This is a genomic window from Nocardia sp. NPDC004068 (assembly GCF_042874315.1).
Classification (GTDB): domain Bacteria; phylum Actinomycetota; class Actinomycetes; order Mycobacteriales; family Mycobacteriaceae; genus Nocardia.
Genome location: NZ_JBIAMW010000002.1, coordinates 449,345 through 467,804 on the forward strand (window position 1 = coordinate 449,345; position 18,460 = coordinate 467,804).

At 69.6% G+C, this 18,460-nt stretch carries 17 protein-coding genes and 1 riboswitch; of the genes, 3 read left to right on the forward strand and 14 right to left on the reverse strand.

Translation table 11 applies throughout. The features are described from left to right. Positions 1 to 15: 15 nt before the first annotated feature. The 7 genes from ACFYTQ_RS06175 to abc-f all read right to left on the reverse strand — a co-directional run bounded on the left by ACFYTQ_RS06175 (position 16) and on the right by abc-f (position 8,984). Positions 16 to 369, reverse strand: a complete 354-nt coding sequence (locus ACFYTQ_RS06175) for a molybdopterin oxidoreductase (RefSeq protein WP_387357960.1) — start codon at positions 367 to 369, stop codon at positions 16 to 18. Next, complete coding sequence (locus ACFYTQ_RS06180) at positions 362 to 2,485, reverse strand: molybdopterin oxidoreductase family protein (protein WP_387357558.1); 2,124 nt, start codon at positions 2,483 to 2,485, stop codon at positions 362 to 364. The genes ACFYTQ_RS06175 and ACFYTQ_RS06180 overlap by 8 nt, the downstream gene beginning before the upstream one ends. A gap of 120 nt (positions 2,486 to 2,605) precedes the next feature. Continuing rightward, positions 2,606 to 3,403 (reverse strand): hypothetical protein, encoded by a 798-nt coding sequence (locus tag ACFYTQ_RS06185; RefSeq protein ID WP_387357559.1) that lies wholly within the window; start codon positions 3,401 to 3,403, stop codon positions 2,606 to 2,608. Between the two features lie 90 nt (positions 3,404 to 3,493). After that, positions 3,494 to 5,794, reverse strand: a complete 2,301-nt coding sequence (locus tag ACFYTQ_RS06190) for a hypothetical protein (RefSeq protein WP_387357560.1) — start codon at positions 5,792 to 5,794, stop codon at positions 3,494 to 3,496. 316 nt (positions 5,795 to 6,110) lie between these two features. Continuing rightward, positions 6,111 to 6,590 (reverse strand): Clp protease N-terminal domain-containing protein, encoded by a 480-nt coding sequence (locus ACFYTQ_RS06195; protein ID WP_387357561.1) that lies wholly within the window; start codon positions 6,588 to 6,590, stop codon positions 6,111 to 6,113. Positions 6,591 to 6,662: 72 nt separating this feature from the next. Continuing rightward, on the reverse strand, positions 6,663 to 7,292 hold the full coding sequence (locus tag ACFYTQ_RS06200; protein WP_387357562.1) for a CatB-related O-acetyltransferase: 630 nt from the start codon (positions 7,290 to 7,292) through the stop codon (positions 6,663 to 6,665). Positions 7,293 to 7,376: 84 nt separating this feature from the next. After that, positions 7,377 to 8,984 carry a ribosomal protection-like ABC-F family protein gene (gene abc-f, locus ACFYTQ_RS06205; RefSeq protein ID WP_387357563.1) on the reverse strand — a complete coding sequence of 536 codons (1,608 nt, stop codon included), beginning with the start codon at positions 8,982 to 8,984 and terminating at the stop codon, positions 7,377 to 7,379. Positions 8,985 to 9,138: 154 nt separating this feature from the next. Here abc-f and ACFYTQ_RS06210 point away from each other — a divergent pair, with 154 nt between their 5' ends. Further along, a complete protein-coding gene (locus ACFYTQ_RS06210; RefSeq protein WP_387357564.1) occupies positions 9,139 to 9,759 on the forward strand; it encodes a TetR/AcrR family transcriptional regulator in 621 nt (206 codons plus the stop codon). Between the two features lie 17 nt (positions 9,760 to 9,776). Here ACFYTQ_RS06210 and ACFYTQ_RS06215 read toward each other — a convergent pair whose 3' ends face one another. Continuing rightward, positions 9,777 to 10,514 carry a 3-keto-5-aminohexanoate cleavage protein gene (locus ACFYTQ_RS06215; RefSeq protein WP_387357565.1) on the reverse strand — a complete coding sequence of 246 codons (738 nt, stop codon included), beginning with the start codon at positions 10,512 to 10,514 and terminating at the stop codon, positions 9,777 to 9,779. A gap of 25 nt (positions 10,515 to 10,539) precedes the next feature. Beyond that, positions 10,540 to 11,757 carry an MFS transporter gene (locus ACFYTQ_RS06220; RefSeq protein ID WP_387357566.1) on the reverse strand — a complete coding sequence of 406 codons (1,218 nt, stop codon included), beginning with the start codon at positions 11,755 to 11,757 and terminating at the stop codon, positions 10,540 to 10,542. Between the two features lie 61 nt (positions 11,758 to 11,818). Between ACFYTQ_RS06220 and ACFYTQ_RS06225 the strand changes: the two genes are divergently transcribed. Continuing rightward, on the forward strand, positions 11,819 to 12,379 hold the full coding sequence (locus ACFYTQ_RS06225; RefSeq protein WP_387357567.1) for a CGNR zinc finger domain-containing protein: 561 nt from the start codon (positions 11,819 to 11,821) through the stop codon (positions 12,377 to 12,379). On the opposite strand, the gene ACFYTQ_RS06230 is transcribed toward ACFYTQ_RS06225, so the two are convergent. The 5 genes from ACFYTQ_RS06230 to ACFYTQ_RS06250 all read right to left on the reverse strand — a co-directional run bounded on the left by ACFYTQ_RS06230 (position 12,366) and on the right by ACFYTQ_RS06250 (position 17,243). Further along, positions 12,366 to 12,770 (reverse strand): thioesterase family protein, encoded by a 405-nt coding sequence (locus ACFYTQ_RS06230; RefSeq protein WP_387357568.1) that lies wholly within the window; start codon positions 12,768 to 12,770, stop codon positions 12,366 to 12,368. The two genes, ACFYTQ_RS06225 and ACFYTQ_RS06230, sit on opposite strands and share 14 nt — an antisense overlap. Before the next feature lie 26 nt (positions 12,771 to 12,796). Further along, entirely contained in the window at positions 12,797 to 13,960 is a 1,164-nt protein-coding gene (locus ACFYTQ_RS06235) for an acyl-CoA dehydrogenase family protein (protein WP_387357569.1), read from the reverse strand. Then, on the reverse strand, positions 13,961 to 15,250 hold the full coding sequence (locus ACFYTQ_RS06240; RefSeq protein WP_387357570.1) for an aminotransferase class III-fold pyridoxal phosphate-dependent enzyme: 1,290 nt from the start codon (positions 15,248 to 15,250) through the stop codon (positions 13,961 to 13,963). Continuing rightward, a complete protein-coding gene (locus tag ACFYTQ_RS06245; protein WP_387357571.1) occupies positions 15,241 to 16,224 on the reverse strand; it encodes a 3-oxoacyl-ACP synthase III family protein in 984 nt (327 codons plus the stop codon). Before ACFYTQ_RS06245 ends, ACFYTQ_RS06240 begins: the two co-directional genes overlap by 10 nt. A 431-nt stretch (positions 16,225 to 16,655) precedes the next feature. Beyond that, a complete protein-coding gene (locus ACFYTQ_RS06250; RefSeq protein ID WP_387357572.1) occupies positions 16,656 to 17,243 on the reverse strand; it encodes a TetR/AcrR family transcriptional regulator in 588 nt (195 codons plus the stop codon). Between the two features lie 124 nt (positions 17,244 to 17,367). Between ACFYTQ_RS06250 and ACFYTQ_RS06255 the strand changes: the two genes are divergently transcribed. Continuing rightward, on the forward strand, positions 17,368 to 17,931 hold the full coding sequence (locus ACFYTQ_RS06255; protein WP_387357573.1) for a hypothetical protein: 564 nt from the start codon (positions 17,368 to 17,370) through the stop codon (positions 17,929 to 17,931). A 142-nt stretch (positions 17,932 to 18,073) separates the two neighbouring features. Beyond that, a riboswitch (M-box (ykoK) riboswitch) is annotated at positions 18,074 to 18,243 on the forward strand. The last annotated feature ends 217 nt before the right edge of the window (positions 18,244 to 18,460 follow it).

Here is an 18,460-nt window from a genome sequence, read left to right on the forward strand (position 1 = left end):
CGTCGTCCTTTCCCGTCAGATCTCGATCATGCCCAGGTCGATGACCACCGTGCCCGCCGCGTCGAGGGGTGCGAGCAGCCGCAACTCCAGCACCGTGTCGCCGAGCAACTCCTCGACCACCCGCAGCGAGACGTGCAGCGAGCCCTTCGCCGCGATCGGGAAGTACCGCATCAGCGCGCCGTCGCGGTAGAGCCCGACGGTGATCATCTCGTCGGTGGAGTTGCCGCCGCGGAAATACACCGGCTGGACCGTCGCCCCGGGCGGCACGACGTAACGCAGCGCGTCGTCGAGGGTGATCGGATCGGCGAAACCCTTTCCGCGGAAATCGAATACGCCTTGCAGGAATCGTGGGGTGCTGCCGTCATTCATCATGCTGCTCGCCTTCGTCGTCGCAATCGTGGGCCGGGACGTACTTGTCGACCGCCACCGCGCACACCTTGAACTCGGGCATGCGCGAATGCGGGTCCAGAGCGGGATTGGTCAGCAGGTTCGCCGACGCCGCGCCGCCCCAGTGGAACGGGACGAACACGGTGTCGGCGCGCACGTCGGGCGTGGTGCGCGCGGTCAGGACCGCCGCGCCCCGCGGGGTGCGCAGGCGCACCAGGTCGCCGTCGCGCACGCCGAGGCGCAGCGCCAGCGAACCGTGTAGCTGGGCGGTGGCGACCGGTTCGGCCTCCCGGAGCCCGCGCACGCGGCGGGTCTGGGTGCCGGACTGGTAGTGGCCCGCCAGCCTGCCGGTGGTGAGGTAGTACGGGTAGTCGTCGTCGGGGGTTTCGGCGCTGCCGCGGTGTTCGACGGCGTGGAAGCGCGCTCGCCGGTCGGGGGTCGGGAAATCCACGGTGAACAGGCGCGGGGTGCCCGGGTGCCGGGGCGAGGGGCAGGGCCAGAAGACGCCCCGCTCGGCGGTGATCCGCTCGTAGGTGATTCCGGTGTAGTCGGCCTTGCCGCCGGCGCTGGCGCGGCGGAGTTCGGCGAAGACCTGTTCCGGGTCGTCCTGGAAGTCGTTGTGGCCCAGGCGTTCCGCGAGGGCGCGCAGGACCTCGAGGTCGGTGCGCACGCCCGGCGGCGGGGGGATCGCGCGGTCGCGCAGGATCACCCGGCCCTCGAGGTTGGTCAGCGTGCCGGATTCCTCCGCCCACTGGGTGGTGGGCAGGACGACGTTGGCGAGTTCGGCCGTCTCCGAACGGAAGATGTCGGAGACGACGAGAAAGTCCAAGTCCCGCAGTCGCTTTCGGATGTGCCCGGCGTTCGGCGCGGAGACGGCGATATTGGACGCCAGCACCCACAGTGCCCGGACGCCGCCGGAAGTGCCCAGGGCGTCGAGCATCTCGTAGGCGGAGCGGCCGGGGCCCGGCAGCGAGGCAGCCGGGACGCCCCACACCCGGGCGATGTGCTCGCGGGCGGCAGGATCGTCCAGCCGCCGATAGCCGGGGAGCTGATCGGCCTTCTGGCCGTGCTCGCGGCCGCCCTGACCGTTGCCCTGGCCGGTGATCGAGGCGAAGCCGCTGTATTCGCGGCCCGGAAGCCCCAGTGCCAGAGCGAGATTGATGAACGCCGACACCGTGTCGGTGCCCGTGCTGTGCTGTTCGGCGCCGCGGGCGGTGAGGACGATCGCGCGTTTCGCCGTGCCGAGCATGCGCGCCGCCGCGACCAGATCCGCCTCGGCCACGCCCGTGATCCGTTCCACGCGGTCGGGCCAGTACAGTCGCACGCCCCGGCGCACGGCGGCGAAACCGGTGGTGCGCGCGGCGATATAGGCGTCGTCGATCAGGCCCTCCCGGACCGCGAGGTGCAGCATGCCGTTCGCGATGGCCAGGTCCGTGCCGGGGACGGGTTGCAGATGCAGGTCCGCGAGGGCGGCGGTGGCCGTGCGCCGCGGGTCCACGACGATCAGCCGGCCGCCGCGCGACCGGCACTCGTCGAGGAACCGCACCGCGGGCGGCATGGTGTCGGCGGGATTGGCGCCGACCAGCAGCACCACGTCCGCCTCGGCGAGGTCGGCGAGCGGGAACGGGAGGCCGCGGTCCACGCCGAACGCCCGCTGCGCCGCGGTGGCGGCGGCGGACATGCAGAACCGGCCGTTGTAGTCGATCGCCGAACTGCGCAGCGCCACCCGCACGAATTTGCCGAGCTGATAGGCCTTCTCGTTGGTCAGTCCGCCGCCGCCGAAACATCCGACGCTGTCGTTCCCGTACGCGCGACGGGCCGACTCGAACTCCCGGGCGATCCGGTCCAGCGCCTCGTCCCAGGTCGCGGTCCGAAGCGGCCGGTTCCGGGCGTCGCGCACCAGCGGCTCGGTGAGGCGCTCGGGATGATTCAGCAACTCCGCCGCCGTCCAGCCCTTCGCGCACAGCCCGCCCCGATTCGTCGGGAAGTCCGATCGCGGCGCGAGCGTGACACCGGAACCGTTGGCCGACAACGTGATTCCACATTGCAGCGAACAGTAAGGGCAATGCGTCCGGACCATCGCTGCCACCATGAGCATCAACCGTTCGAATCGACCACGACGGGAAGATCCCACCGTATGCAGGGGGTGTTTCGGAGATATTGCGGTGATGCATCGGGCGTGAAGCGAGTTCCCCGGAGATTGCCCGGCCGCGCGGTCCTATCCCTCGGCCGCTCGGATCCTGCCGATCGCGTCGGTGATCGCGTCGGTGACGACCGTGGTGGCCGCGGTCTGTACTCCCGTGGCGGTGTCGGCGGCCGCGGCCGCCGCCCGGTCCGGATCGCCGGTGGTCGCCAGGGCGCGGGCCGCGGCGTCGGGGACCTGGAAGGCGCCGGACAGGACGTGGTTGAAGGCAGGGAAGGCCACGGCCGCACCGACATTGATCGCCTCGATCACCGTGACCTGCTCGACGCCGTGCGGCGTCGCCAGCGGCGGGGGATCGGGCACGATCGGCGCGTGGAGCGCGGCGTAGGTGTCCTGGCGGGCGGTCTCGACGGGCCCGGCGGTGGGCAGCCCGTTCGCGGCGGCCGTACCCACGTCGAGCAAGCCGACCACGCCGACCTCGAAGGCATTCAACGCCCTCGGGGCCACCAGCGTGCCGTCGGCGAGGATGGCCCGCTCGGCGGCGGCGTCGGTGGGGCCGGTGACCGACGCGGCGGCGATGCCGATCGAGGTCGTCGTGTCGTTCGTCCGGGACGCGGTGAGGTAGACCTCCGGCGCCTGCCGCATCGTGGTGAGTGCCGTCGCGCCGGTGTCGACGAGCAGCGGGCAGATGATCGAGCAGTAGGTGAACTGGTTGTTCACGAAGCTGGTGACCAGCGCGCCCGGGGGGAGCGGGGTGCTCTGGTCGGTGTCCGAGGGCGGGAGAGTCGCGGCGGCGGTGGTCGTGGCGGCGACGGACGCCACGGCGATCCCGGTGGCCGCGAGGCCGGCGTGCAGGCAGGTTCGTATCCGCATACAGATCGAACGAGGCGCGGGGGCGTCGGGTTCAGTCCGGCGAGGCGATCACGAATCCCGTTGCGGGCCGGGGTTGTTCGATGTGTCCGCTCACCCGTTCCCGGGACCGGCCGCGTCGGCCCTGGGGAACCGCGGGCGGGGAATCGGCTTCTGGGGCGCGGTGTCCGGATCGGGGAGCACCGTGGACCGAGCGGCCTCGGGCGGCGCGGCCCGCACAACGGTTCTCTTCACGACGACGGACGTGGGCCGCGCGTCGAGAACCGGCTCGGTGTGGGCCAACTCGTCCGCGTCGAGGGTGTCCGAGTGGACGGGTCTACCGCGGGCTGGGGCGGCGCGGCCCGGCGTGTAGACGGGGAGCGTCGGCTCGTCCGTGTCGAGACATGCGTCCGGGGCCGGACGCTCGTGCAGGACCGGCAGCTTCAGGGGAGTCGGAGCGGGCGCGGCGGAGTGCGATGACGACGCAGTCTGCTGTACCGGCTTGCGGCGCAACAGCTTTCGCAAACCACCTGGGCGCTCCGCTGCGGCGGGCGCCACGACGACCGGCTGTGGCTCCGATGCCGTGCCGCCCTCCGAATCCAGCCAAGGCGGGCGAATCGTGTGGTTCGAGGGCAGCCCGGGCGCCGAACTCACGGTCGGCGAGCCGCTCGGCGGGACAAGGGTCCGCGTCGAGATCGTGAGAGCGAGGCGCTCCCCGCTGTCCGACGCGGCCGTCCGCAGCCCGTGCAGGATCCGGCTACGACGGAGGCCCGAATCGACCGAGATCAGCGCGTCCGCGATCGCTTCCACGGTGACGTGCCGGGTCAGCGCGTCGAGCAGCGGCGGGAATCGCGGGTGGTCGAGTAGCTGCATCGCGTGGAAGACCAGGGTTCCGCTCGGCGGATGCCGGGTGAGGATCTCGCCGGTGAGCCGACCGCCGTCGGACATGGTGAGCATTGTGTCGGCGAGGTTTCGCACGGGCTCGTACCGTTCGGGGGGTTCGGGCGCGCCCGCCCGGGCCTCCCAATCGACGAGGGCGCGGACCAGGAGCCTCGCGGTCCGGCCGGGTTCGGCGGAGGTCATCTGTGTGAGCGTCGCCGGGAAATCCGGTATCGCCTCGACCAGAAATCCGGCCGACAGATCCTCGCTCGCGATGATGTCGTCCCCGACGAGGACGGAGGCCAGTTTCACGGGAGTGGCGTGCAGCGCCCGCAGGAAATTGGCGAGATCGGCGAATCCGATTCCGGGTTCATGCGTGTTCGGTATTCTGGTCGTCCGACTCAACAGCAGCAGAATCGTGACGCGCAATTCCGCCGTCAGCGCCGTGACGAACTCTTCGAGTCGCCTCGATTTCTCCTTTTCCTGAACTCGCAGAAATTGACTCACGCACGTGATCATCTGTTCGTTCCGGAATTCCGCCATCTCCGTCAGCAGCCGGATGGCCGATGCGCTTCCGTCCGGACCGCTGTCGATCATTCCCCGCAGGACGCTGCCGTCCGTGCCGAACGGTTCACGCAGCTGCGCGGCGACCTCGCGGCTCGCCCGCGCGCAGTCGCCGCGTTGCACGATCCGGACGATCCGGCGGCCGAACAGGCTCTCCGGGGCGAGGTCGAGGATGCAGGCCGGTTCGGCCTCGAAGGCCGCGGCCGCGGTGATCCTCTCGGCCACCTCGTCGTCGTGTTCGGTGATGGCTCTCAGCAGCGCCGCCCGTCTGTCCCGCTCGCGGGCGCCGATCGTATCGAGCAGTGCCGCGACCGCGCCCGGCAGGCGCCGGCCCGCTTCGGTCAGGGCGAGCGCGAGCGCCCGGTCGTCGGCGCCGAACACCTCGGGCAGCTGTTCGGCCACGGTTGTCTCCTCCCCGTCGGACAACCCGGTGAGCAGCCAGATCAACCGATCCTTCGCCGAGTTCTCCGCCGGTACTCCCGGGCCGTACTCCGGACGCGGGCGCGGGAGAACGCCCTCGGCGGGGAGAACCCGGGGATTCGTCTCGGGTCGGGGAGAACCGAGGGAGTTCCGCGCGTTCTCCCACAACGGCGCATAGGTCTCGCGGAGTTGTTCGAGGGGAGTATCCAATGCCGCCGCGGCCGTCGCGAGAATGGCGTGAAAGAATTCCTCCGAAGGACCGCCGCGTTTCTCCCCCATTTCGCGCGAGCATCGGCGTTCGTCGAGATCCAGACCGGGAGTACCGCGGACAATGTCCTTATAGGTGAGATCGGCTCGTCGGACGAGTTTGTTCAGCTCGGCGCACAGCACACGCGTGGGCCACCCGAGCCTTTCGGGAAATTCGTTCGGATCGATTCGCAGCGGCCGTCCCCCGCGACGTTTCTCCCCCATCTGACCCTCCTCGTGCCGCCATTGTCCTCGCCGGTACTCCGCGCGAACGGAAATTATAGGGCCGGTCGGGCGGCGGCACACGTTTTCGAGAGAACCGCGCGTGCGGCGCGGGAGTGGCCGGGGGAGTAGACGCAGAATTCGAGGACGTTCTTGAATTGCGGTGCGGCCGAGAGGCGCCGCGGGAAGGAGAGGTTGCGGGGGATGAGCGGATTGCTGGCCGATGTGAACGGCCTTCTCGCCGTGGTGCTTCCGGCGGGAGGATGGCTGGGATGGTGGCTACACCATGACGGACCGGTCCGTTTGTATGCCGGAATTGTGGCGGTTCATTCGAACGACAGGGATAAGCGGGCGGCGGCTTTGAAGGTCCTCGAGCGAACCCGTTGCCCTGCGCGCGGATTCACCTCGAGAAAACGCCGGGAGTCGTCGGAAAACGAGCAGTGAGGAGGTTGTCCGAGGCCCGCACCGCGTGTTCCAGGAACGGCCGCGAGGCCCCCGCCCGGGCCAGCACATCGTGCGGGACTCCCCACTCGCTCAACGCCGCCAACAGCACATACTTGGGTGCGGTGGCCGTGGCCTCGCAGCGGGCGGCGTGGGTTTCGGCGGCGGCGAGGAGTTGGAGCAGGTCGTGGCTCGGGCGGATGCGCCGGGTGGGGTTGGGCTTGCGGCGGGGGAGGTCGGCGAGGGCCAGTTCCAGTTGCTGGGACAGCACGGCCGTGTTCACGCCCGATTCGGTGAGCAGCGCGCGGACGCCGCCGTCGGACTGGTACAGGACCGCCAGCAGGTGCACCGGCTCCAGGAACTCGTGCCCGCGGCAGGCGGCCTGGCAGTAGGACTTCTCGAGCGCTTGGGCGAGTTCGGTATCCACTGGCAACGCCATAGCTCGCACACTCCGATCGCTCGAAACGCGGGGGGTTCGTGACAGTGTCGATCCGGTGGCGCGGGCCGGGCATCACCCGATTCGGGTGAACGGATCATCGTCACGACGCGCCGCGTTCTCCAATTCGTCGACGGTGCCGGACATGATCGTGCGGACGTGCGCGTCGATGCGCTCGATCGGCCAGTCCCACCAGGACACCGCCAGCAGGCGATCGATATCGGCCGCGCTGTAGCGGTGCCGAATGAGCTTGGCCGGGTTGCCGCCGACGATGCCGTAGTCCGGGACATCGGAGGTCACCACGGATCCGGCGGCGACGATCGCGCCGTGCCCGATCCGCACGCCGGGCATCACCGTGACCCCGTAGCCGATCCAGACGTCGTTGCCGACCACGGTGTCGCCGCGATTCGGCAGCTCCATGAGCAGATCGACATGCTGTGACCACGCGCCGCCCATGGTGGAGAACGGGAAGGTCGACGGTCCGTCCATGCGGTGGTTGGCGCCGTTCATGATGAACCGCACGCCCGTGGCCAGGGCGCAGAATCTGCCGATGATCAGCTTCTCCGGGCCGTAGTGGTACAGGACGTTGCGGGTTTCGAACGCGGTGGGGTCGTCCGGGTCGTCGTAGTAGGAGTATTCGCCGACCTCGATGAGCGGCGAGGTGACCAGGGGTTTCAGCAGTACCACGCGCGGCTGTCCGGGCATGGGATGCAGTGTGGTGGGATCGGTGACAGGCGGTTGTTCGGGCACGTGTAATCCGTTCTGTGCGTGGGGGATTCGGGAATGCGGTCAGACCGAGGCGAGCGCGGGCAGATCGAGCCGGTCACCGCGCCAGCGGTCGCGGAGGCGGCGATCGTGGCTGACCACGACCAGCGCACCGCGATAGGCGGCCAGGGCGGCTTCCAATTCCTCGACGAGTCCCGGTGTCAGGTGGTTGGTGGGCTCGTCCAAGAGCAGCAGGTCCGCGGGTTCGCCGACCAGTCGTGCCAGTTCGAGCCGCTGCCGCTGCCCGGTGGACAGATTCTCCACGCGCTGGGTGAGCTGCGCGGGCGTGAACAGGCCCAGGGACAACAGGCGGTCGGCGTGATCGCCGGGCTGCCCGGCACGGCCCCGGGCGAAGGCGGACAACAGGGTCTGCCCGGGCACCGGGGGAGGCGGCTCCTGTGCGAGACGACCGACTCGGCCGTGCCGGATCACCGTGCCGCCGTCGGGCGTGAGCTCTCCGGCCAGCACCCGCAGCAGAGTCGACTTGCCCGCACCGTTCGGACCGGTGATCAGCAGCCGCTCACCCGCCGACACCCGCACACTCGTGGGGGAGAGCCGACCGCGCACCGCGACACCGGTGGCGTCCACGACGACTCCGCGCGCTCCTCCGGCGGCGGGAATCGCCTCGAACCGCAACGGTTCCGGCGGCGGCGGTACCGGATCGGCGAGCAGCCGTCGCAGTCGTTCCTCGGCATTGCGGACCCGGCCCGCCAGCGAGTGCTGCACGCGACCGCCCGCGCGGTCGTAGGCCATCTTGTTGTTATCCCGCATCGCGCGTCCGGGCGCGACCCGCCGCGCCGTGACGGCGATGGTTTCGCGCAGCCGGTCGGTCTCGTCCCGCCAGCGCAGATGGTCCTGAACCCAGCGTTGTCGCGCCGCCTCGCGGTCGGCCAGGTAGCCGCGGTAGCCGTTGCCGTGGCGCACGACGCGGCGGCGATCGGGATCCACTTCCAGCAGGGTGGTGGCCACCCGTTCGAGGAAGGTGCGGTCGTGGGAGACGGCGACCGTGGTGCCGCGCCTGGTGCGCAGATGGTCTTCCAGCCAGGTCACCGCGTCGTCGTCGAGGTGATTGGTGGGCTCGTCCAGCAGCAGGACCTCGGGCGCGGCGGTGAGCAGCGCGGCCAGGCGCAGGCGGACCTGTTCCCCGCCGGACAGTCCGCCGACCGCGCGGTCGCGCGGAACGACGTCCAGTCCCAGACCGTGCAGGGCGCGCTCCAGCCGCGCGTCGGCGTCGTAACCGCCGCGCAGCTCGAAAACCGTTGCCAGTTGGGCGTATTCGTCGAGGTGGGATTCCGCGCCGGAGGACATCTCGAGTTCGAGGCGGCGCATCCGGTTTTCGATCCGCCGCAGCTCGTGCAACGACCGGTCGATGATCTGCTGGACGCTCAGGTGCGGGGCGAGTCGCTCGTCCTGGGCGAGGTAGCCGACGCCGCCCTCGGCGTGCACGACGATCTCGCCCTCATCGGGCCGCTCGCGTCCGGCGAACAGCCGCAGCAGCGTGCTCTTCCCGGACCCGTTCTCCCCGATGATTCCGGTGCGTTCACCCGCGCCGAGCGAACAGGTGACCGCATCGAGAATCGTGCGGCCGTGGAAGGACTTGCCGACCGCGAGCGCGGTGATCTGAGTGGGCACGAACTACCTCCGAAGCATTCGACGACGACACGGTCAGGGGCGACCGCTGAGCCTGGTGAACACTTCGAATGAGCATCGGCGACCTCACTAGTGCTACGAATGTTGCGTTAAGATGATTGCACATCGTGCCCCGCCGAGCAACCGGATTGCCGCAATGACCTCAGTCACAGGAAGTTCCGCCCCACCGCGCCCACGGCCCGGCGGCCGCACCGCCCGCATCCGCGAGGAGGTCCTCGCCGCGGCGCGCGCCGAGCTGACCGAGCACGGTTACGACGCCCTCACCGTCGACACGGTCGCGGCCCGCGCGGGAGTGCATCGGACCACGGTCTACCGCCGCTGGCGCGATGTGGGCGGATTGATCGCCGATCTGTTCGCCGCCGCGAGCGATCTGGACTGGCATCCGCCCGACACGGGCTCGCTGTGCGGCGATCTGACCGGGCTGAACCGGGAGATCCAGGATTCCTTCACCGAGGAGTCGTCGATCGCGATGGCCCTGATCGCGGTGTCCTTCCGCTCGGAACCCGCGGCGCGCGCACTGCGGCAATTGTGGGACGGTCGCTACGACCAGTGCGAGATCGTCGTGGAACGCGCGATCCAGCGGGGCGAGATCCCCTCCGGCACCGATGCCCGCGCATTACTGATCGCCGCCACCGCCCCGCTGTACCACCAGCTGGTGTTGCTGCGTACGCCCGCGGATCCGGAGCTTCCGGAGCGGGCGGCGCGTGCGGCGGTACTGGCGGCACAGGGCGGAGCGTTCGAGATGTCGGCTCGGTGACGGGGGAGCCGGGGGCCTCAGTCGACCCCCTGCTCCTCCGATTTCCCCGCGGTCACGACACTGTCGACAAGATCGGCGTTGCCGCGGGCGAGTTCACCGCCACGTAGGACCAAGGTGTCCTCGAGGCCGACACGCGCCTGGTACCCATGGGCTCCGGCGTAATCCACTGCGGCCCAACAGTTCTCGTCGATTCCGTGGAGCAGGATCGGGACATGGGGGTGGGAATCGCCGATGATCCGCCGCATCCGGGCCGCGTAGTCCGCGATGTCGGCGGGCGGCAGCGCGCCGGGCAATTCGATCATGGCCCGCAGGCATTTTCCCGCGTGCGGGGAGCGGGCCCAGGCGCGGGCGGCGTCGAGGTCGAAGAGTCCGGCTTCGACGCCGCAGCCCCTGCTCAGGAGGGCCGCGGCGATCCGGTCCGCGCCGGTCTCGTGCCAATTGACGGACGCGAAATCCGGCAGGGTGGTCCAGGCGTCGACGGCGGCGGCGCGGTGGCGGGGGTCGGGATGGATCCAGTCGCCCGTGGTGACGCCGAGCGGGACGGAGATCCGGGCGCGCAGGGCGTGCACCAGCGTCTCGATCTCCTCGGCGCCCAGGGTGTCGTGTCCGTCGGCGTCCTTGGGGTGGACGTGGACGTTGTCGGCGCCCGCCCGGACCGCCGCGGCGGCCTCGTCGACGAGTTCGCCGAGGGTGGCGGGGAGCGCTCGCGCCTCGTGGGGGTGGCGCTGTCCATTGATGCACGCTTGCAGGGTCATCGGGTGCCTCCTTCGTCTGCTCGGTTCAGTGGTGACCGGAAGATGGTGTGGCTCCAGCGGTTTCGGCGGTTCGGTCGGCGCGGAAGCGCACGGGCACGGACGACGCCGCGACGACGAGCACGGCCAGCGCGCCGATGCCCGCGAAAGCGGTTGTCACCGAGCCGTATTCGAGGATCTGACCGGCGACCGTACTGCCGAGCGTATAGCCGACACCGCCCGCGGAATACAACAGCGAGAAGCCGACGGGCCACTGCGCCTCCGGCAGATCGCGGGTGAGGGCGATGTTCCGCCCGATCAGCGCGGGGGCCTGCGCGGCGCCGATCAGGACGCACACCGTGAGCGATATCCACAGCGGCGTCGCGATGCCCACGACGATCATCAGCACCCCCATCGCGACGATCGCGCCCTGGGAGTGGGCGCTGGCCGTGCCGGGCCATTTCCGGGCCCCGTAGACGCCGCTGCACACGATGCTGACCGCGGCCAGCACCGCCAGCGTGATGCCGGAAAGGACTGTGGGAGCGCGCCTTTCGGCGAGCAACGCGGGCAGCAGCACATCGAGCGCGGCCATCACGAACATGATGGTCGCCGACGCGAGAATCGGGACGACGAGCAGCAGCGCCAACGCGCGCGCCGAATGCGGGGCGTCGGCCGCCGCGTCCCGCCGCACCGGCGCGTCCCGGAGCCGGGCGACCGGGATGAGCGCGAGCACGAGCACCGCGGCGATGATCAGCAGGGGCGCCGGGGTCCCCAGCGCGGTGGCCGCGATGGCGGCGAACGCGGGCCCGGTGAGCCAACTCGCCTGGTTGATCATCGTGTCGATGCTCAACGCGCGATCACGGTGCTCGGGCCCGACCACCCGGGACACATAGGAACGAAGCGCCCCGGGCACTCCCGCGGCCACGCCACCCGCGCCCGCCATGGCGAGCACGGCCAGCGGCCACCAGGATGTCAAGGCCACCAGCAGCACGGTGACGACGATCAGCGCGGCCTCGGCGACCACGGCCGCGGCGACCTCGCGGCGCAGCGGCGCGGATTGCACGCGGCGGCCCATCACGGGAGCGAGTACCGCCTCCCCGGCCGCATAACCCCCGGCCAGCAGGCCGCCGATGGCGTAGCTGCCGGTGTGGGCGACGGCGAAGAGAACACTGCCCAGGGGGACGGTGGTGACCGCCAACCGGGTCCCGATGGTGGCCGACGCCCAGGTTCTGACGGCGGGGATGCGAAGTAACGATGCGTGAAACATGTCAGCTCCCGACGGTTACCTATGAAACAATACAAGGGTAACGAGAGGATTGGAGGGTGTTGTGGTCCCCGATGATCACGAGCGCAGCGGCGCTCCCGGTGACCTCGAGGAGGTCCGTACGCTGCTGAACAGCTGGAACGTCCCGAACGACACGCGTATCCCGCGTGACCAATTGAGCGAGTGGAGCGCCGACGAGCGGGTGTGGAACGACCTGTTCCACACCGTTCCCCGCCCGCGCCGACCGGCGGAGGTCGATCGGCTGGCGCGGGCGCGGGACATCGTGCGGGCCCTCGTCGACGGAAACCCCGACCCGTTCGAGGCGATGATCGCCGACGAGCACCGCCCGGCGATCCGGATCGCCGAGGGACGACTGGCCTTCGACGCCGACTCCTCGGCCGTGGGCCGGGTGGTGTCGATCGTGCTGGCCGCCGCCGCCGAGGGAACCCTGGGCCGGCTGCGGGCCTGTGGCGACTGCGCCTGGGTGTTCTACGACTCGTCGCGGAACAACCGTCGTCGCTGGTGCGCGATGATCCCGTCCCCGGGGGTGCGGGGATGTGGGTCGGCCGCCAAGGCTCGTGAGTACCGCAGTCGTCATCGGCCCGGCGCGGTCATCGAGGCCTGAGGGCGTCGAGTTTGGTCAGGAACTTCTCCCTGGGCACGACGCCCCGCCGGTGCCGGCCCGACAGAATCGTGGCGCGCGGATCGCTCGCCTCGACCTCGAACAGCAGTGACCGCTCGCCGGCCTCGACGAGGGTGGCCCGGACGGTCACCTCCTCGCCGGTCAGCGTGGGCGCCAGATGGGCGCTGTCGTGGGCGGAACCGACGGTCATGAACTCGTCGGGAATCGCGTCCTCGACTGCTTTCATCGCGGCGATCTCGCTGAGCCACAACAGCACTGGCGTGGACAGGACGGGGAGGTCGTTCCCCCAGGCGTCGGCCGCGTCCTCGGGGCGGACCCGATGCGTGATCGTGGCGGTGGCGCCGGGGACGAACGTGGGTGCGAGGGTGCTCATGACATTCTCCTTCGTTTCCGGTCGGATCACTGCGTCTGCCCGGCCAGCGCGCGCGGCGCCGCCGATGCGCCGGTGCGCATTTGATTGAAGATGTTCTTGCGCTGCATCTCCGCGGTGCCGCCGGCGATGAGGCAGCCGTACGCGTCGAGCAGCCGCTGGATCGTGGGCCCGGCCATGTAGCCGAGGTGGCCCTTGATCCGCAGGGCGTGCTCCGCCCCCGCCCGAAGTGACTCCGCCCCATGGAATTTGGCGGTCGAGCACAGCCGGTTCGCCTCGGGCCGCCCGTCGAGCAGCGCGTCGAGCGCGGTGTAGGAGATCGCCCGGGTGGTATCGATCGACATCCGCATATCGGTCAGCCGGGCCTGGATGTACTGATAGTCGATGATCTTGTGTTTGAACGCCTCTCGCTGTTCGCTGAACGAAAAGGCGTCCGCCAGAACGGGTTCCAGGTATCCGGCGGCGAGCACACCGTAGAGCAGCCGGTCCAGGCTGATGGTGTTGTAGATCATCGTCAGGCCGTCACCCGGGCTGCCCACGACGCTGTCGTGCCCGAGGGCGACGCCGTCGAGGGTGAACGGACCGGTGGGGCTGGTGCGGTTGCCCGCCATGTTCTCGATCTCGCCCTTGTGCACGTCGGGGTCGTTCATGTCGACGATGAACAGCGTGATGTCGCGTCGCCCGAGCTCCGGAACGCGCGCGAGGACGAAGGCGAGGTCGGCGATGGGCCCATGGGTGACATGGTCTTTGGCGCCGGTGAGCACGTACCCGTCGGCGGTCCGCACGGCGGCGGTCTGCACGCGGGCGACGTCGGATCCGCCGCGCGTCTCGGTCAGGGCGGTGGCGCCGACGCCGCCGTCGAGCAGGATCGGCAGGTACCGTCCGATCTGTTCCTCGGTGCAGAAGGTGAGCATGCTGCGGATCAGCCCGGCCTGCGCGACCAGCGAGAGGTTGAACCCGAGATCCTGTCCGCCCGCGGCGATGCCCTCGAACGCGGCGACGAAATCCCACCAGCCGCCGCCGTATCCGCCGAATCTGCGCGGAACCGCGAGGCGCCACAGCCCCTCGGCGGCGAGTTCACGCCACGACTCGATGTCCAATGTTCCGTTCTGATAATGGTTTTCGGCGTTCTTGGCGACGGTCGCCGCGGCGACGGCGGTGTAGCGATCGGTCAATCCGGTGTCGAGTCGCATTTAACGGTTCTCCTTGTCGTATCCGGCCAGGGCGTCGTCCAGCCGGTCGAGTAGATCGTCGATCTCGGTCCGCGAACTGTTCAGCGGCGGTGTGACCAGCAGCGAGGCCGAGCGGGAATCCACACCGGCCGGATACAGCGCGAGATCACGGGACAGGCAGTGCCGCACGAGGGTGCGGCAGTCGGCCAGGGCGTCGTCTCCGGTGGTGACGCCCACGGCGCGCAGCAGTCCCCGTCCCCGGGGGCTGCCGATGAACTCGTACCGGTCGGCCAGCCGCGCCAGGCCCTCGGTGAGCTGACGACCGCGGCGGCGCACATTGTCCGGCACGTTCTCGGCGTCGAGGGTCTCGATCACCGTGGCGGCGACCGCGGCGGCGACCGGGCTTTCGGCCATCGTGTGCCCGAACGTCCCCAGATCGGGGATGTCGGCGAGCGGTTCGGCAATCCTCGTCGCGACCATGCAGGCCGAGATCGGGACGTATCCGGCGCCGAGGCCCTTGCTGACGACCACGATGTCGGCGGCGAGGCCCAGCGCGTCGGAGACCAGCGGATCGCCGGCCCGCCCGAATCCGGTCATCACCTCGTCGGCGATCACCAGCGCCCCGACCCGGTCGGCCGCCCGGCGAATGGCGGCCAGGGTGGCCGGGTCGTGCGGCACGGCTCCGCCCGCCGCCCCGACGACGGGTTCGACGACGACGGCGGCGAGCCGTTCCCCGGCGGCATCGATCGCCCGCTCCCACGCCTCGGCGGTGGCTCGCGTTCCGGGTTCGGTCGGCGGGCGGACCCACTCCGGTTGCAGGAATTCCGTTGCCGCACCGAGGGATTCGTGCCGGAGCGGATGTCCTGAGGCGCCCAGCGCGGCACTGGTCATGCCGTGATACGAGGGCCATTCGGCGAGCAGCCGGGACCTGTGCCCGTGGGTGCGGGCGTGGTGGCGCCAGGCGACGCGGAACGCCTGTTCCAGACCGTCGGAACCCGAGCTGGCGAGCAGATGGTGGGTCAGTCTGCCCCCGCTGGCGGCGGTGAGCTGGCCCCGCAACCGCTCGACGGCGAGATTGTCGAACAACCCGCGCCAGGTGAAGTGCAGATCCCGCGCCTGCCCGCTCATGGCGGCGACGACGGCCGGATGGGTATGGCCCAGATTGACATTCACCGCGCCCGAACACCCGTCGAGAATCGTGCGCCCGTCCCGCGTTCGGAGATAGCAGCCGTGCGCGGCGGTCACCATCGGCCGCGCGGCGGGCACGATCGGCGAGCTCGTCGGCGGTGTCTCGACCGCGGTCAGTACCATCGCAGCACCGCCGCCCCGGTCGTCATGCCCCCGCCGATCGCCGCGAGCAGGACCACCTCGCCGCGCTGGATCGGCGCGCGCTCGTGCTCGAGTCCGAGTGTCATCGGCACCGAGGCGGCGGCGGTGTTGCCGATCCGATCGCCGCTGATGACGACCTTCTCCCGCGGAACGCCCATCTCGTCGGCCAGCGCCTCCACCAGCCGCACATTGCCCTGATGCAGCACGAACCGGTCGATCTCCCCGACGGTCACCCCGGCCTGATCGCAGGCCTGCTGCACCGTTTTCGGGACCGTGGTCATCGCGTATTCCTTCACCGCGCGCCCGTTCATGACGAAGCGGTCCAAGCCCTCGTCCAGCGCCGCCTCGTCGATGGGGCGCGCCGAACCGCCCGCGGGCACCTGCACGTATTCCGCCAGGTCACCGGCGGAGGTCAGGCTGTAGCCGAGCAGGCCGTACCGGTCGGGTGTCCGGCCGATCACCGTCGCGCCGGCGCCGTCGCCGAACAACGGCACGGTCTTGCGGTCGCGCCGATTCATGATGCGCGAGTAGGTGTCCGCGCCGATGACGAGCGCCACCGCGCTGTCGTCGTGCTCGGGCAGCAGCCCGGTCGCGGCGATGAGCGCGTACAGGTAACCGCAGCAGACCGCGTTGACGTCGAACGCCGGAATCCCGTTGAGCCCCAACAGGTTCTGCACATGCGCGGCGGTCGCGGGCAGCGGCTTGTCGGGCGTGCTCGTCGCGACGACGAGGGCGTGCACCTGATCCGGGCTCAGCGCGAGGTTCGCCAGCGCGTTCCTGGCCGCCTCGGCGGCGAGATCGGAGGTGGTCTGCCCGGGCTCCGCGTAACGACGCGTGATCACCCCCGTGCGTTCGTGGATCCATTCTCGGTCGGTTTCACACCATCCCCCCACCTCGATATTGCCGACGATCCGCGGCGGCAACGCGGTTCCGGTGCCGAGTACACCAACGGACATTGTCTCTCCTTGATTGATACTCCCCTGAGAACGTCACCGTCTATCGGCGACATACGTAACGATAAGAGAGGCGCAGTTACTAATCAACTCGTTTACAGGTAACGGTGACGGGTATGGGGGCGTCAACCGACGTTCCGGGTGAGCTCGAAAAACCTGCCTCACAAGGGATTTCACCGAAAGGCTGAGAAATTCCGAAGAAGCCGACTTTCGACGGCTCCGCGCGCACAGCCGGATTCACGGGCCGGGCGCATGGCCTACGGCGAGAGATTCTGTGGCACAGGGGTTTCGGGGCTCGATCCGCATCACCGTCGGCGTTGATTGTCCGCACCGCCCCGGGAATTGCCGTGCGCCGCCGCGTCCTTTCGGGCTGAAACCCGTTCTGTGGAGATTCGGCGACGACCCGGTTCAAGGCCGAATGTGCGCGGAGGTCCTCATTCGGCGAGCGTGTTGTCGATGATGTCGTCCAGATCGTGCTCGGGCTGCCCGTAGCCGAAGATCGCGCGGAGGTACAGCGGTGCGACGAGTCGATCGAGCACCCGCGACAGGTCAGGGGTGTGCTCCCCGCGGGCGCGGGCCCGGTCGAGCATCTGCTCGATCAGTTCGGCGCGGGCCGCGGCGATGTCGGTGATCCGCTGAGCGCGGTCGGCGTCGGCGGCGGCGTCGGCGCGGGCGGCGACGGCCGCGTACACCAGCGAAAGCCCTTCGGGGGCGGCGAGTTCGGCGTTCATCCGCTCGGCCCAGCGCCGTAGATCGTGGCGGAGCGAACCGGTGTCGGGCAGGGGTTGCTCCTGGTTGAGCCGCGCGACGGCCACCGCCACGTCGAGCAGGAGATTGTCCAGGGTGCCCCAGCGCCGGTAGATCGTCGCTTCGTTGACGCCCGCGCGCTCGGCGACGTCGCGCCCGGTGAACCCGTCGCGACCGCGTTCCTCGAGCAGCGTGCGCACGGCTTCGTGCACCGCCGCACCGACGCGCGCGGTGCGGCCCCCGGGCCGGCGGCGGGGTGGCGACGTATCACTCATGATGCTCCGAGTGTAGCAAATAAAAGCGAGTGCACTTGCGTTAGCGTCCTCTCGCTGACTACCGTCTTATAGCAAGCGAACACGCGTTAAGAGCGTGGCTCGTTCTCCCGCAAAGGACCGGATCATGAAAATCCACAGCTTCGTCCTGGGCTTCCTCCCCTGGATCGTGATCATCCCGTTTCCCAGCGACAGGATGGGGTGGGGTGCGCTGCTCGGATTTCTCGTCGCGGTGATTCAACTCGGGCTGAACCGCCGTGGCGGCGCCGCGGCCGACGCGCTGATCCTCGATCTCGGCAGTGCCGCATTCCTTCTCGCTCTCAGCGTGCTCGGCTTCCTCGCCCCGCATTCCGGACCTATCGAGGCCAACGACGTTCTGTCCTTCGCGTGGCTGGCGCTGATCGCGTTCGGCAGCATGGCGGTGGGCCGGCCGTTCACCATGGGCATCGCCCGGCGACAGGTTCCGCGAAACCTCTGGGACAGGGCGGATTTCCGGCGCACCCATGGGCTGATCACCGGGATCTGGGGCCTCGCTTTCGCGGGCCTCGCCGTCGCGTTGACCATCGTCCGGGTCGCCGACCTCGGCGTCGCGGTCGGTCTGCCGGTGCGCCTGGTGGGCCTGGTGATCCCGTTCCTGCTCACCGTCCGGGAGGTGAAGGCGATCCGCGCCCGCACCGCGGCGACCGCATGACGGCTCGGACCGCACGATCGCCGCGATGCGACCGAAGACGTTGTGTCGCAGCGTGTTCGCCACAGTGGACGGTGTGTGGCGCCCGTCATCGGGGACGTTCGCCGATTTGACATCCGGCCGAGGGGGGATCAGCATTGCTGGGTCAGCACCTCGCTAGGTGAGGCTCCTGTACGAACACAGGCCACTGATCCGACGACGTCGAGAGACGCCCAGGGTTAGGACAGATCTCCCCGGATTAAGGGGTGATCCGAAGTGGCTTCCCGCAAGGGATTACGTCGTGCAGTGCCGAAGCTTTGACGAGAGGGGTGCCCGCTCGGACGGTCCGTTCGAGCCCCCCTTCGGTGTTCTGGCGTCGTATGTGGTGACGTGCGCGTCCTGGCGGCAAGGAGGTGAGGGACGACATGAACTCCGGCGATGGTCCGTATCCGAGTCCGGTTCGACAACACTCGTTCCCAGCTTGCTGCGGCACCGTGACCCCCTGACATCCCCGGCCGCGCGCCGTCGTCTGATCGCATCGGTGTGATGTGTG

Bases quoted from the DNA above. Each gene is read 5' to 3' on its own strand.
- ACFYTQ_RS06180 (WP_387357558.1), bottom strand. From the start codon at position 2,485: ATGCTCATGGTGGCAGCGATGGTCCGGACGCATTGCCCTTACTGTTCG.
- ACFYTQ_RS06245 (WP_387357571.1), bottom strand. From the start codon at position 16,224: ATGTCCGTTGGTGTACTCGGCACCGGAACCGCGTTGCCGCCGCGGATC.
- ACFYTQ_RS06210 (WP_387357564.1), top strand. From the start codon at position 9,139: ATGACCTCAGTCACAGGAAGTTCCGCCCCACCGCGCCCACGGCCCGGC.
- ACFYTQ_RS06235 (WP_387357569.1), bottom strand. From the start codon at position 13,960: ATGCGACTCGACACCGGATTGACCGATCGCTACACCGCCGTCGCCGCG.
- ACFYTQ_RS06240 (WP_387357570.1), bottom strand. From the start codon at position 15,250: ATGGTACTGACCGCGGTCGAGACACCGCCGACGAGCTCGCCGATCGTG.
- ACFYTQ_RS06230 (WP_387357568.1), bottom strand. From the start codon at position 12,770: ATGAGCACCCTCGCACCCACGTTCGTCCCCGGCGCCACCGCCACGATC.
- ACFYTQ_RS06195 (WP_387357561.1), bottom strand. From the start codon at position 6,590: ATGGCGTTGCCAGTGGATACCGAACTCGCCCAAGCGCTCGAGAAGTCC.
- ACFYTQ_RS06185 (WP_387357559.1), bottom strand. From the start codon at position 3,403: ATGCGGATACGAACCTGCCTGCACGCCGGCCTCGCGGCCACCGGGATC.
- ACFYTQ_RS06215 (WP_387357565.1), bottom strand. From the start codon at position 10,514: ATGACCCTGCAAGCGTGCATCAATGGACAGCGCCACCCCCACGAGGCG.
- ACFYTQ_RS06255 (WP_387357573.1), top strand. From the start codon at position 17,368: ATGAAAATCCACAGCTTCGTCCTGGGCTTCCTCCCCTGGATCGTGATC.
- ACFYTQ_RS06250 (WP_387357572.1), bottom strand. From the start codon at position 17,243: ATGAGTGATACGTCGCCACCCCGCCGCCGGCCCGGGGGCCGCACCGCG.
- ACFYTQ_RS06175 (WP_387357960.1), bottom strand. From the start codon at position 369: ATGAATGACGGCAGCACCCCACGATTCCTGCAAGGCGTATTCGATTTC.
- ACFYTQ_RS06200 (WP_387357562.1), bottom strand. From the start codon at position 7,292: ATGCCCGGACAGCCGCGCGTGGTACTGCTGAAACCCCTGGTCACCTCG.
- ACFYTQ_RS06220 (WP_387357566.1), bottom strand. From the start codon at position 11,757: ATGTTTCACGCATCGTTACTTCGCATCCCCGCCGTCAGAACCTGGGCG.